This window comes from Dysosmobacter acutus (assembly GCF_018919205.1).
Classification (GTDB): Bacteria; Bacillota; Clostridia; order Oscillospirales; family Oscillospiraceae; genus Oscillibacter; species Oscillibacter acutus.
This window is the reverse complement of record NZ_JAHLQN010000001.1, coordinates 3,129,881-3,140,890: the sequence shown is the minus strand read 5'-3', so window position 1 is coordinate 3,140,890 and position 11,010 is coordinate 3,129,881. Positions and strand designations below refer to the sequence as shown.

General features: G+C 59.1%; 15 protein-coding genes. All 15 read right to left on the bottom strand.

Going from position 1 to position 11,010, the window contains the following annotated elements:
- Positions 1-69 precede the first annotated feature (69 nt).
- Entirely contained in the window at positions 70-477 is a 408-nt protein-coding gene (locus tag KQI82_RS15385) for a phage tail assembly chaperone (RefSeq protein WP_021751075.1), read from the bottom strand.
- 30 nt (positions 478-507) lie between these two features.
- On the bottom strand, positions 508-966 hold the full coding sequence (locus tag KQI82_RS15380; RefSeq protein WP_216633553.1) for a phage tail tube protein: 459 nt from the start codon (positions 964-966) through the stop codon (positions 508-510).
- 18 nt (positions 967-984) lie between these two features.
- A complete protein-coding gene (locus KQI82_RS15375) occupies positions 985-2,319 on the bottom strand; it encodes a phage tail sheath family protein (RefSeq protein WP_216633552.1) in 1,335 nt (444 codons plus the stop codon).
- A 2-nt stretch (positions 2,320-2,321) separates the two neighbouring features.
- Positions 2,322-2,510 (bottom strand): YqzN/YkzM domain-containing protein, encoded by a 189-nt coding sequence (locus KQI82_RS15370; protein ID WP_216633551.1) that lies wholly within the window; start codon positions 2,508-2,510, stop codon positions 2,322-2,324.
- 3 nt (positions 2,511-2,513) lie between these two features.
- Positions 2,514-2,972 (bottom strand): phage tail terminator family protein, encoded by a 459-nt coding sequence (locus KQI82_RS15365; RefSeq protein WP_216633550.1) that lies wholly within the window; start codon positions 2,970-2,972, stop codon positions 2,514-2,516.
- Complete coding sequence (locus KQI82_RS15360; protein ID WP_216633549.1) at positions 2,969-3,358, bottom strand: hypothetical protein; 390 nt, start codon at positions 3,356-3,358, stop codon at positions 2,969-2,971. Before KQI82_RS15360 ends, KQI82_RS15365 begins: the two co-directional genes overlap by 4 nt.
- 4 nt (positions 3,359-3,362) lie before the next feature.
- Positions 3,363-3,812 (bottom strand): phage head-tail connector protein, encoded by a 450-nt coding sequence (locus KQI82_RS15355; protein ID WP_216633548.1) that lies wholly within the window; start codon positions 3,810-3,812, stop codon positions 3,363-3,365.
- A gap of 25 nt (positions 3,813-3,837) precedes the next feature.
- Entirely contained in the window at positions 3,838-4,098 is a 261-nt protein-coding gene (locus KQI82_RS15350; protein WP_021751082.1) for a hypothetical protein, read from the bottom strand.
- A 35-nt stretch (positions 4,099-4,133) separates the two neighbouring features.
- The gene (locus KQI82_RS15345) at positions 4,134-5,030 is read right to left on the bottom strand and encodes a hypothetical protein (RefSeq protein WP_216633547.1); all 897 of its coding nucleotides are present in this window, start codon (positions 5,028-5,030) and stop codon (positions 4,134-4,136) included.
- Between the two features lie 34 nt (positions 5,031-5,064).
- The gene (locus KQI82_RS15340; RefSeq protein ID WP_216633546.1) at positions 5,065-5,658 is read right to left on the bottom strand and encodes a phage scaffolding protein; all 594 of its coding nucleotides are present in this window, start codon (positions 5,656-5,658) and stop codon (positions 5,065-5,067) included.
- A 165-nt stretch (positions 5,659-5,823) separates the two neighbouring features.
- The gene (locus tag KQI82_RS15335) at positions 5,824-6,021 is read right to left on the bottom strand and encodes a DUF4926 domain-containing protein (RefSeq protein ID WP_216633545.1); all 198 of its coding nucleotides are present in this window, start codon (positions 6,019-6,021) and stop codon (positions 5,824-5,826) included.
- 6 nt (positions 6,022-6,027) lie between these two features.
- Positions 6,028-7,599: a minor capsid protein gene (locus KQI82_RS15330; RefSeq protein ID WP_216633544.1), complete on the bottom strand. Its 1,572-nt coding sequence runs from the start codon at positions 7,597-7,599 to the stop codon at positions 6,028-6,030.
- Positions 7,586-9,079, bottom strand: a complete 1,494-nt coding sequence (locus tag KQI82_RS15325) for a phage portal protein (protein ID WP_216633543.1) — start codon at positions 9,077-9,079, stop codon at positions 7,586-7,588. Before KQI82_RS15325 ends, KQI82_RS15330 begins: the two co-directional genes overlap by 14 nt.
- Positions 9,080-9,093: 14 nt before the next feature.
- Positions 9,094-10,365, bottom strand: a complete 1,272-nt coding sequence (locus KQI82_RS15320; protein WP_216633542.1) for a PBSX family phage terminase large subunit — start codon at positions 10,363-10,365, stop codon at positions 9,094-9,096.
- Complete coding sequence (locus KQI82_RS15315) at positions 10,343-10,843, bottom strand: terminase small subunit (RefSeq protein WP_021751090.1); 501 nt, start codon at positions 10,841-10,843, stop codon at positions 10,343-10,345. Before KQI82_RS15315 ends, KQI82_RS15320 begins: the two co-directional genes overlap by 23 nt.
- Between the last annotated feature and the right edge of the window lie 167 nt (positions 10,844-11,010).

The following is an 11,010-nucleotide window of genomic DNA, read 5'->3' as shown; positions in this document are numbered from 1 at the left end:
GCCGGTGAAGGGCGTAGTGTGCATAGACGGCTTCGCCGTCCGCGTCTTCCTCACGCTCTCCACCGGTGATCAGTTTTTTGCTTCTTCGCGAAGGTCGTTCACGTCGTCGGTGAAGCCGTTGACGTCCTGGATCGCGACCAGAAGGTCGACGAACTGTCCAGGCTTCAGAAGGACGTCGATCAGGGCTTCGGCGCCCATGACGCCATACTTCGCCTGAAGGTCGGCGTCCTTGAAGTTCGGGTCCACACAACAGGCGATCACCAGGCGGTTATTGTAAAGGTCCATATCGGTTTCCGTGGTCTTCTGGTGGGTCTTCTTGTCGAAGTTCACCTTCTGACAGGTCTTCCGAAGGGCCTTGTTTTCGCCCTCTGTGATCGACTTGACGGTGAAGGGGACGGGGAAGCCGCTGATCGCGACTTCCTCCGTCACCTGTGCGCGCTCTTCGCTCTGCATAAGAAATTCCTGAAGTTTACCCATGTGTATTTCCTCCTTCTGAACGGTGGGTGGTTAAATCTGGTTGAAGGCCTTCAGAATGTCGAAGTCCTCGAAGGTGAAGTCGGCGTCTTCGTCCAGGGCGTCGTCGCTGTCGCCGTCCAGCTTCGCCAGGATCACGGAATCCAGGTTGCAGTCGATCAGAAGGACCGTCTGCTTGCCGGCGGCGGACTCTTCGTCGTCGTTCTCGACGACCATGTCGAAGTAGACGTCCACGCCGGTTTCCTTCCACTGGCGGATCAGTTCGCGGAACAGGGGCGTCATGTAGTAAAGGGTCATGGAGCCGGTCCCGTTGGCGCCGGTGGTCTTATGGCCCGTCATGCGCTTCCCGATCGCCTTCACTTCGGACTTGTTTTTCTCGACGGTGGCTTCGATGGTCTTCGCGAAGAACAGTTCTTCGTTGTTGCCGTTGATCTTTGCGTAGGCACGGCCGGCCTTGCCGGAAATGGTATCAGGTGCGTTCAAAGTCTTCATTCTGGGTCACTCCTTTCGTCAGTTCACGACGACGGTCATATACAGCTTTTCCATGCTGTCGTTCGGCTGAAGGGCGCAGTCGACCGCGACGTCGCGTTTGCCGTCGCCCTGCTGAACGGTGATGTCGTCGGACTTGAAGTTGCTGATCGCGTCGATGGACTGGTACTGAAGGGCCAGGGACACCAGGTCAGCCTTGAAAAGCTGGCGGCCGGTGTCGCTGTTCGTTACCAGGCCGATATAGGACTCGCCGAAGATACGGGCGACGTCGTTCGCCCAGCCGTCCATGACGCGGACGACGCGGTTCGACACCCAGTCGGAAGACATATTCTGGCCGATGGTGGTCAGGCTGTTGATGTCCGTCAGGACACGGGCCTTCCCGTAGTCGGCATAGAATACGAACTCGCCGGCCTTGATCGCGGCTTCGAACTGGGACTTCGTGTATTTGATGTCGACGTCCACGGCGTCGTCGTAGGCGGTGTTCGTCAGGGACTCGTTCACTTCCGCGCCGGCGGAAGCGCCAGTCACCCAGGCGACGGCCTTGTCGCCGGTGATGGTGGTCCCGTTGGTCAGGACGACGCCGTTCTTCACGTTGATCAGGCCCATATTGTCGCCGTCGTAGCCATACAGGACGCCGACGATCTTCTTCCCTTCGTCGTCGCGAAGGCGCTTGACGAAGGCCGCATACAGGGACTTGATGTCCTCCACGGTGCCAGGGTAGCCGATCACGTTGAAGGTTTCCACTTCGAAGGCGGTCAGGGCGGCGGTGTGCTTCGCGGCGTTGACCGTGGCGTTCGTGCCGCCGGTCAGGGGGGTCGCGGTGGCGGCCGCCAGGGTGGCGGCGGTGCCGAAGGTGACGAAGTCGTTCGCGGCCAGGGAAGCGGCGCCGCCGGACTTCGCGACGGTCTGGCTGTCCATGACCATATCGTCAAGATAGGTCACGACGTCCGCCTTCGTGGCGTCGTCGACGTTGGTGATCACGGCGACCTTGATCGCGTTTCCGCGGGTGCCGCCATACTTCGCGGTCACGGTCATTCCGCCGACGGTGGCGCTGGCCTTCGTGCCGCCGCCGTTCACGCGGTAGATCAGAAGGGTCTTCGCGCGCTTCATGGCTTCGCGGACCAGAAGGATATTCGCGTCGGTGGGGTCGTAGCCGAAGACCTTCAGACTGGTCGCGTTGAAGTCCGCGGCGTCCAGCTTGAAGACCTGGCCTTCAGGTCCCCAGTTCAGTTCCAGGGGAAGGGCCGCGACGCCGCGTTCCCCCATTTTGGCGTTGGTCCCCATGCTCACGAAGTTGATGTAAGCACCAGGAAGGACCTTGTTCTGTACGGTGAAAGAACCTCCACCAATAGGCATAGTTACACGCTCCTTTCAAGGAAGTCGGTCACAAGGCGGACCGCTTCTTCCCGTGTGTAGGTCTGGCCGTCCTTCAGGATCGCCGCGACGGCGTCCCTGGGGACGCCCAGGGTTTTAGACTTGACCATTTGTTCCTTTGTGAAGACCGGCGCTTCCTGGTCGACGGCGACGGTCTTTTTCTTCTGGGCCATTTGTCAGACCTCCGATTTGATCGTGTTGTTCTGATCCAGATAATACATGGACGGGATCACGTCGGGCGTGATCACGAAGTTCAGTCGGGCGTCGAAGCGGAAGGAAAAGAACCGTTCGTCGCCGTCCTGGTTTGCCGCGATGTTCGTCAGCCGAAGTGACCGGAAGACGTCCGTCCCGTCCTCGGTCTTCTCGAAGACGGAAAGGGTTTCGAAGTCGTCCAGCATAGCTTCCAGCCAGGTATTGAAGGACAGGTTGTCCCTGTCCGCCTGAAGATAACAGACTTCGAACCGCGTCGTCCTGACGCGGCGGCGGTCCAGCTTCTGTTCCTGGGTGGTTTCGATCACGCGGACATAGAAGTTCCCGTCAGCTTCGGCCGGAATCCGGTTGACGAAAACGTGACGGGCGGGCCACCTGGCGATCAGCTTCTTCGCGATCGCTTCCAGGAAGTCGTTCAAGGTCACGACAGATCACCGTCCTTTACTTTGATTTCCTGGTGGGTGGCATACACCGACGGGCGGCCGATCACTTCGAACGTCACTTCCTGGGTGCTGGAAGGGTCGTCGCGACCGAACCGCTTCACGACGATCATGTCGCCAGGAAGAACCTTCAGGTCCGGACCGGCAAAGACGACGGCGTCGTGGTCGATGTTCTGTTGTGCGTTTGTCTGCATACTGCTGTTTGTACCTGAATACGACAGCGCGCAAATGATACCAGAATACACCACGTCGGGGACGCTTGCGGACAGGCAGTTCGCGCCCCTTTTTGGTGCTGTCCGGTAGACGGTGGCGGTGTCTTCATAGGTGCTTTCGATCGCGGCGCGCTCCGCCGCGGGGCTTCCGAAGGCCATTCCGTCACCACCTTAACTTCCGGTATTCGTTCAGGACTGTCTTCCAGCCGAAGAAGTCCCCGTTGTCGTTCCCCAGGTTGAAGGTGCCGGCCGATCCGGAAGAACCGGAACCGACCGCGAAGGACGTCTGGACGTCGCCGCGCTTCACGGAAGACACGGCCCCAGGCGCCGCCGCGGTGGTTCCCAGTCCGGCGGCCTTGTAGTAGCTGACGCACATGACAGCCAGGACGTTTTCCAGTTCCAGGGGGAGTTCGTCCCAGTTGATATAGCGAAGGACCAGGGTCTGAACGGTCTGGATCACATATTCCAGAACGTCGTCCTGGTCCTCCGTGGTGATCCCCAGAAGGGTTTTGACCTTCTGAAGGACCGTCTGTCCGGACATAAGCGTCCGAAGGACTTCGGCCCTTTCAAGGTCGGTCAGGCCTTCCAGGGAAGCAAGGATTTCTTTCAGCATGATAGACCACCTTTCGGCGGCCCCGTCAGTTCTGCTTCAGGGCTTCGATCAGGTCGATGATCTCCGCCTTCTTCGCGCCGTCAGGGACCGCGATTCCGGCTTCCTGGGCCATTTCCAGAAGTTCGTCCTTCGTGAACTTCGACAGGGGCTTGTCGCCGTCGCCAGGGGCGGCGACAGGCTCCGGATCGTCGAAGGGGATCAGGTCAGGGGACTTCTGGAACTGTTCCAGAACGAAGTCGCTATGGGGTTCCAGGATCGCGCCGGTTCTAATGTGCTTGAACTTCACGTTCTGTTCCTCCTTTCAAACGGGCGTCACGCCGATCAGGTGGAAGTGACGCTGGTGGAGTAGGTGAAGATTAGGTCGGGGGTCAGGGCCTTCGTGCCGTAGTCGAAGAACATGGACACGCCGTAGTCGTTGGACAGGGGGATCTTCTCCGGCTCCTTGTAGGGGTAAATGACCGCCGGCTGTGCGATCGCGCCTTCGATCATGGCGACGCCGTGACAGGTGGTGGTCTTCGTCTTCGTGGTTTCCACGGTTTCAGTCTTCACGGGAAGATTGATGGAGGAATAGACGCGGACGCCGTGGAACATGGCGAAGTCCTCCGCCGCGGTGTCGACGTTGGCGTTGTTGGTGTTCTTGTCCAGGTAGTTTCTGGCCTTGCCGTAGGTGACGGGGTCCAGAACCAGGCGGATCAGGTTACGGGGAACGCCGCGGACGTAGTCGTTCTTCACGGTTTCCACGCTCTGGATCAGGCCTTCCAGGATTTCTTCGATCGTGGCGCTGGCGTCGGGGGTGTAGGCGGTGCCGGCGTCGAAGGCGGTCTGGAAGAAGGCGGCGTCGAACTCCGCGGCCACGGTGTCGACGTGGTTGTCGGCGCGGCGCGCCATGATGTTCGTCACGCCGAAGGTGTCCAGGTCGAACTTCGCGGCTTCCTCGACGATCTCGCGGTGGGTGTCCAGGTTGACAGGGGTCGGGGGAACGGTGATCGCGGTTCCCTTGTTCGCGGTGCGCGCGGTGCCGTAGGGCTGGGACGCGCTGTTCTTGAAACGCTTGAACTCGACGGAACCGCTGGCGGGGTTGCCGGTGTAGGCCTGGGACTTCAGGCCCTGGGCCAGGGTGTCCTTCTGAATGTTCGCGATCACCAGGCCGGACAGTTCGGCCAGGTCGGCCTTCGTGGAACCGCTCTGGATCAGGCTGATAGCTTTAGTTCTTGCCATTGTGTATCATTCCTTTCGTTTTTGGTGGTGTGGTTTACAGGCAGACGGGGCCGTCTACCTTGCCGGCCGCCGGCGGCGCCTTCGGGCCAGGATCGGCCGGCGTCGCGCCGTGGACGGGCGGGGTCTTTGCGGGGTCTTCCTTGAACAGGTACGCCTTCGACTCCTTGATCGGCTTCAGAAGGCCTTCCAGGTCGGTTTTCAGGCTTCCGTCGTCGCTGACTTCGATCTTGTCCATGTCCAGAAGGCCGATGATGTCGGAAGGGTCATAGACCTTCCCGTTCAAGGCCATCTGAAGGGCGGACCGCTTGCTGATCTTCGCAAGTTCGGCGGCGTGGGTCGTCTGAAGGGTGTCGAACTTCTCCTTCGCGACCTTGACGTCGTCCGCGATCTTTGCCGGATCGCCGGAACCGCCGACAGCCTTCAGGGCTTCCGCGGCCGCCTTCAGGGCGTTTTCCGCGCTGGCCTTCCCGCTGTTGGCGCCGTTGTACTTTTCGGCCGGAACGAAGGTCCCGTCGTTCCCAATCACCAGGTCGACGTCCTTTCCGTCCTTGCCCTTGCCCTTCAGCGCCGCTTCGACCTGCTTCGCCAGGTCTTCGCCCAGAAGATTTCTGATTCCTTCAATGATCATAGGTGTTCCTTTCTCCGCTGTTTATATGGCGGCTTCCACGCCCTTCGCGGTCCCGCCTGGTCGCCGGACGGGTGCGGCTTGTATTATGAAAAAGGCGCCGCCCGAAGGCGACACCTGTTCCACCTGGAAAAGGGTATAAGAAAACGCCGGCCAGTCGGCCGACGTTTACTTCTTCTTCAGTTGTGACGGAAGGAAGTCCTTGAACAGGGCGTCTTCGATCGTGTCCCCGTTTTCGTCGAAGAACTCGACGGTATAGGCTTCCCCGTTGCCCTGGATATAGACGACGGTCCCTTCCGTGCCGGCCTTGACGCCGGTTTCAGGGTCGTCTTCCAGAAGGACGACGGTGTCATATAATTCAAACATAGGCTGTCACTTCTTCCTTTCCGGCGTTGCCGTGATGAAATGCGGGGCCTTCCCGCCGGTGTCGATCTGCCAGACGGTGTTCAGACGAAGGAACCGGTCCTTCCGGCCATACAGGATCACGGGGACGGTGTATCGTTCACCGAACTGCGTGGACACGGTCTTCGTCACAGGGGACTTCTGGACCTCCGTCAGAAGTTTCTTCTGGAAGGTTTCCCAGTTTTCCACATTGTAGCCCAGGACATGGTTAATCACATGGGCTTTTTCCTTCCCGCGGGGGTGTTCGTGGTTCAGAAGATAGCCCTGAAGTTTGTCCTGGGGCGCCGACGCGGACGCCGCTTCGGGAAGGGTGCCGCGGATAGCGGCGCTGTTGTAAAGGCGGACCTTCGCCTTCATCTGGCGCCATTTCTCCGGATTCGTGTATTTCACGTTCTGGAAGGCGTCCAGGGTGGACGGGACTTCACCGTCCGGAAGGACGCCCAGGAAGGCGTCGAATTGCTCCTGGTCTGCCTTGATATTATACGCTTTCTTCCGTTCGACTTCAACCGAACCTTGACCGTTCGCGGCCGTCTGCCGGCTGTACCATTCCTGATAGGTGGTCCGCTTCGGCATAGGCTCCCCGCTGTTCAGCCAGTCCAGGGCCTCTTCGGGGTCATATTCGACCGTCGTACAGCGGCAGTTCGGGTGAATGGGCGGGTAGTTGACGCCAGGTTCCGCGTCGTCGACCTTGAAACGGCGGCCGTCCAGGGCGCCGCAAGTGTCACAGGTGCGTTCGTTGACCGCGGCCATATATTCATATTCCGCGACGCCGGCTTCCTTGTAGGCCCTTCTGTCGGCTTCTGCGTGGATATGGGCGGTTTCGGTGCGGATCAGGCGTTCGGCGTTTTTGTAGGACTGGCCCATTCGGGAGGAAAGGGCGGACGCCATGACGCCCACGCTTTTTCCCTGGATCAGGCCCTGGGTGATGATCTCCCTGGTGTTGAAGACCAGGGCCTGTTTCGACTGCCACAGGCGATCGGAGAACATGGCGCCGGACCAGGGATAGGACACGGCGTCTTCGACGGCGGAAGCGTCGATCTTCGCAATCTCATTGTAGAAGCCGGCGCGGCTTTGGAGGTCATAGGACTTCTTGTAGTAGCCTTCGACGAAGCCGTCGCCCAGTTCTTCCTTCATCTGCTCGACGCCGCGTTTCCACAGGTCGTTCAGGATCAGGTCGATTTGACCTTGAAGGGCTTCCAGGCGGGAAATGGAACTGTTCGCCGACAGGGCGTCCAGTTGCGCCTTCAGGACCGCCTTCACGCTGGGATCGGTCGTGGCTTCGATGGTGGCGACGTAGTCGCCCAGGGTGGCCTTCCACTCCTGGAACTCCTTCCTGGACAGAAGGCGGACCGCCTGGTCATAGGTCAGGCCGTACTTGCCGGCGTACTTCGAATAGAAGCTGTCGATCTGGCTTCGGATCGACTTCGCCGCGGCTTCGTACTCCCTGAACATTTTCCCCGACAGGTTCGCGCCGCGAAGATAGGCTTCGTTCTCGCGCGTCAGGGCGCGTTCGGCCCAGTAGTCACGGTTATTCGTTGCCATCGGCTCCACCGCCATTCACGGGGTCGCCCTGGCCGTTCTGGCCCTTGCCGGCGCCCAGGGCGTCGCCGAACAGGCCTTCGCCGTATTCCTCCATAGCGGCCTTCTTCTCCGCGTCGATTCGCTCCATTTCTTCGTCAGCGTCCGTCACCCAGGGGTGATTCTGAAGGATCGTCCGCTTCGACAGAAGGCTTTCGCTGGCGACGGCGTTCTGGATCACGTCGGTTTCGTTGACGGGAAGGTCCATGTTGAAGACGATGTCGAAAGTTTCCTTCGAAAAGTCGCCCTTGCCGGCGATCTGAAGGTAAACGTCGATGAACAGTTTCAGGCGCTGGAAGGTGTCCTTCAGTTCGGTCGCCAGGGAATCACAGTCGGACGACAGGTCCATATAGCGGAAATTGATCGCCGTTCCGGACGCGTTCCCCAGGTCAGGGTCCTTCGTGTCGACGGCCGCGGCGAAGTCGTAGACGTCGCGGCGCTGTTTATCCAGGAAGGCCATGACGGCGTCGATATTAAGGTCGGCCTGAAGTTTGTCCACACCGCCGTCGGTGGTGACTTTGATTGCCATGTGTTCCTTCAGGTCCTTGATGAACTCGCCCAAATCCTGGCCGCCGTAGTTCTTCAGGACATAGATGAACTTCGCCACGTCGCGGAGAACGTCGGCGGTCACGGACGTCTGCCAGTTGATGTCGTCGATCAGGTCCTTGATGAAGTAGCAAAGGGGAAGTTCCTCTTCGTTGTACTTCAGCCAGACGATCGGGACGGTGTCCCAGTTGTAGGCCTTGTTGCCGACGGTGAAATGGGGTTCGGTGTAGTCGTTGGCTTCGTCGCCGTGTTCGGTGTCGACGATAAAGTCGCCGGCGATGGTGCCGGCGAAGGCGTCGGTTTTGAAATATTTGACGCCGCCGGTCCACCACAGTTCGGCGTGGGTGATCGTGTGCTTCCTGGTGCCGATGTAGATCACCTGGTCATAGAAGCGAATGAAGGCGTCCAGCTTCGTTCGCTCCGCGTCGCGCCAGATCGGGACCAGTTCCGCGGACGGGATTCGCATGAAGGCCAGTTTCCCGTCGTCGAAGTAGGGCTGAAGCCATGCAATACCGGACTTCACGGCGCCCTTCCCCAGGGACTTGATCTTCCGGCGGAAGGTCTGGTCGAAGACGTCGTTCAGGGCGTCGCCGTAGGAACTGTTCTTCGTGTCCACGGTGAAGGGCTTTCCCAGAAGGTAGTTCGCCTTCTGGTCGACCAGCTTCTTCAGAATCGGGTGTTCGATCCTGGTATTCGACCGGTTCGCGACGTCGTTCGTCTTCCGCTGGACGTCGGTCCGGTTTCTGTAATAGGCTTCGGCCTGGATCATGTTCGCGTACTGCTCGGACGCCTTGAACTCCCTGATCTCTTCGGTCACGATCTGGGCCAGGGTCATTGTCGCGTGGTCCGGATCGGAAATAATCATGTTGATCCGGTCCATGACGGAATATTCGGCCATGTGGTGTCACTCCCTTATTTCAAAACTTCAATAGCGGAACCGCGGCGGAGTCGTTCGACGGAATAGCGAAGGGCCGCCATGGCGTCGTCCATGAACTCCACGGGTTCGTCGATGTAAAGGCCCGTGGTCGGGTCCTTTTTCCACTTCCATTGTTGAACTTCCTTCAGGACGTTCACACAGGAAGGGTGAATGTGGATTTTCCGGCCCTTCAGCCAGTCGATTTGTGCCTTCACGCTTCCAGGCTCTTTCTTCACGGGGTAGGCACGGAAGCCGGCCTTCTGCCAGGTCTTGATCCGGTCCGGCTCCGCAGAATCACAGAACATTTCCACACGCCGGTCGACCTTCGCCTGATTTGCAAGGCCGATGATCTCTTCGGTGTCCTTCTCGAAGACGTAGATTTCGGAACAGATATAGACTTCGCCGTCCTTCCAGCCGACGCCCAGGATCGCGTTCGCGTGGTTGTAGCCGAAGTCCTGGCCGTAGTAGAAGGCGTCGAAGGCGTCCCTGTTGACCTTGAAGTCGTGGACTTCGAAGTTCGTCAGGATCAGGCCGCCCAGTTCGCCCCATTCGCCCAGGCCGTAGACGCGATAGCCTTCAGGGTCTTCTTCCTTGCGGCGCTCCATGCGGCGATAATAGGCGGGGTCTATGAACCGGTTCGTCTTATAGGTGGAATGATGGGCCAGGACGTCCGGATCGGCCTTGTCGAAGTATCTGGCCTTGATCCAATGCGTCGCGCTGACGGGGTTGAAGGTCATTGTGATCTGGTAATACAGGTTCGGATTCATGCCGTCCAGCTTGCCGCGAAGACGGTCGTCCAGAATGTCGACGTCTTCGGAAAGAAGTTCCGTCGCTTCCTCGCACCATATCCAGACCAGTTTTCCGTTTTTGAAGGTGATGGACTTCACCTTCTCCCGCTGGCGCTGGTCCTTCACGCCGCGGAATATGATCCGGTTCCCTGTGATCTTACATTCCAGGGCCAGGGGGTTCAGGTTGACCTTCCAGAAACGTTCGGCATAGGGACCGAACATTCGGTAGATCGCGGCCTGAAGTTCCGCGAAGGTGGAATCGCGGTTCGTTTCCTCGATCTTCCGGACGACCAGAAGGTTCGCGCCGGTATAGGCGGGGTCGGACAGCTTCGCTATGTAGTCCTGGGCGATGTTCACGGACTTCCCAGAACCGGCCGATCCCTTCAAAATGCGGTAGCGGCCGCGCCATTCGTTGACGGGGCGGAAGACGGGGTTGAACTGGGCGGACGCCTTGAACTCAACCTTCGCCGCCGTAGTCATAGTTGATCACCACCGTCACAGGGGCGTTCGCTTCAGGATTGTCCTTGAACATTCCCAGGTGACGGCCGCACAGTTCCAGGGCCTTCAGCTTGTCGGCCATCTTCACTTCGCGTTCGACGCTCGTTCCTAACTCTGTCGGGGTCTGCTTCACCTTGACGCCGGCGATCACGGCCAGGTCGTCTTCGGTGGCGGTGTCCAGGACCTTCGCCGTGTCAAGGTCGATCACGTCCTTCGGGTTCAGGAAGGCAATCCGGCCCAGTTCGCGAAGGACGCGGTCGGCGTTGATCCCCGTCCGCTTCGACCTTTCGGCCATCGCCTGGTCAATGCGCGCGCGAATTTCAGGTTTCTTCAGCAATTCAAATCCAATACTTCCCGCGGAATCCGGAGAATATCCGGCGCGGATCGCGGCCTGGGTCGCGTTCAGGTCGATCAGATATTCTTCACAGAAGACTTCATTCTTCTTCGTGATCTTCGCCATGATTCACACCGTCCTTTCTTCGTGATCCTCTGAAAGCGGGTACAAAAAAGACGCCCCCGAAAGGACGTCTTTCTGTACCCTATTCAAAAGGAGGGGGAACACGCTGTTCCCGACTATAATTCTACCACATGGATTTGCAGATTGAAAGTCTCATGTGTATTCACCTG

What these genes read in the sequence shown, in the direction of transcription:
- KQI82_RS15385 (WP_021751075.1), bottom strand. Translation starts at nt 477, where the DNA reads ATGGGTAAACTTCAGGAATTTCTTATGCAGAGCGAAGAGCGCGCACAG.
- KQI82_RS15380 (WP_216633553.1), bottom strand. Translation starts at nt 966, where the DNA reads ATGAAGACTTTGAACGCACCTGATACCATTTCCGGCAAGGCCGGCCGT.
- KQI82_RS15375 (WP_216633552.1), bottom strand. Translation starts at nt 2,319, where the DNA reads ATGCCTATTGGTGGAGGTTCTTTCACCGTACAGAACAAGGTCCTTCCT.
- KQI82_RS15370 (WP_216633551.1), bottom strand. Translation starts at nt 2,510, where the DNA reads ATGGCCCAGAAGAAAAAGACCGTCGCCGTCGACCAGGAAGCGCCGGTC.
- KQI82_RS15360 (WP_216633549.1), bottom strand. Translation starts at nt 3,358, where the DNA reads ATGGCCTTCGGAAGCCCCGCGGCGGAGCGCGCCGCGATCGAAAGCACC.
- KQI82_RS15355 (WP_216633548.1), bottom strand. Translation starts at nt 3,812, where the DNA reads ATGCTGAAAGAAATCCTTGCTTCCCTGGAAGGCCTGACCGACCTTGAA.
- KQI82_RS15345 (WP_216633547.1), bottom strand. Translation starts at nt 5,030, where the DNA reads ATGGCAAGAACTAAAGCTATCAGCCTGATCCAGAGCGGTTCCACGAAG.
- KQI82_RS15340 (WP_216633546.1), bottom strand. Translation starts at nt 5,658, where the DNA reads ATGATCATTGAAGGAATCAGAAATCTTCTGGGCGAAGACCTGGCGAAG.
- KQI82_RS15335 (WP_216633545.1), bottom strand. Translation starts at nt 6,021, where the DNA reads ATGTTTGAATTATATGACACCGTCGTCCTTCTGGAAGACGACCCTGAA.
- KQI82_RS15330 (WP_216633544.1), bottom strand. Translation starts at nt 7,599, where the DNA reads ATGGCAACGAATAACCGTGACTACTGGGCCGAACGCGCCCTGACGCGC.
- KQI82_RS15325 (WP_216633543.1), bottom strand. Translation starts at nt 9,079, where the DNA reads ATGGCCGAATATTCCGTCATGGACCGGATCAACATGATTATTTCCGAT.
- KQI82_RS15320 (WP_216633542.1), bottom strand. Translation starts at nt 10,365, where the DNA reads ATGACTACGGCGGCGAAGGTTGAGTTCAAGGCGTCCGCCCAGTTCAAC.
- KQI82_RS15315 (WP_021751090.1), bottom strand. Translation starts at nt 10,843, where the DNA reads ATGGCGAAGATCACGAAGAAGAATGAAGTCTTCTGTGAAGAATATCTG.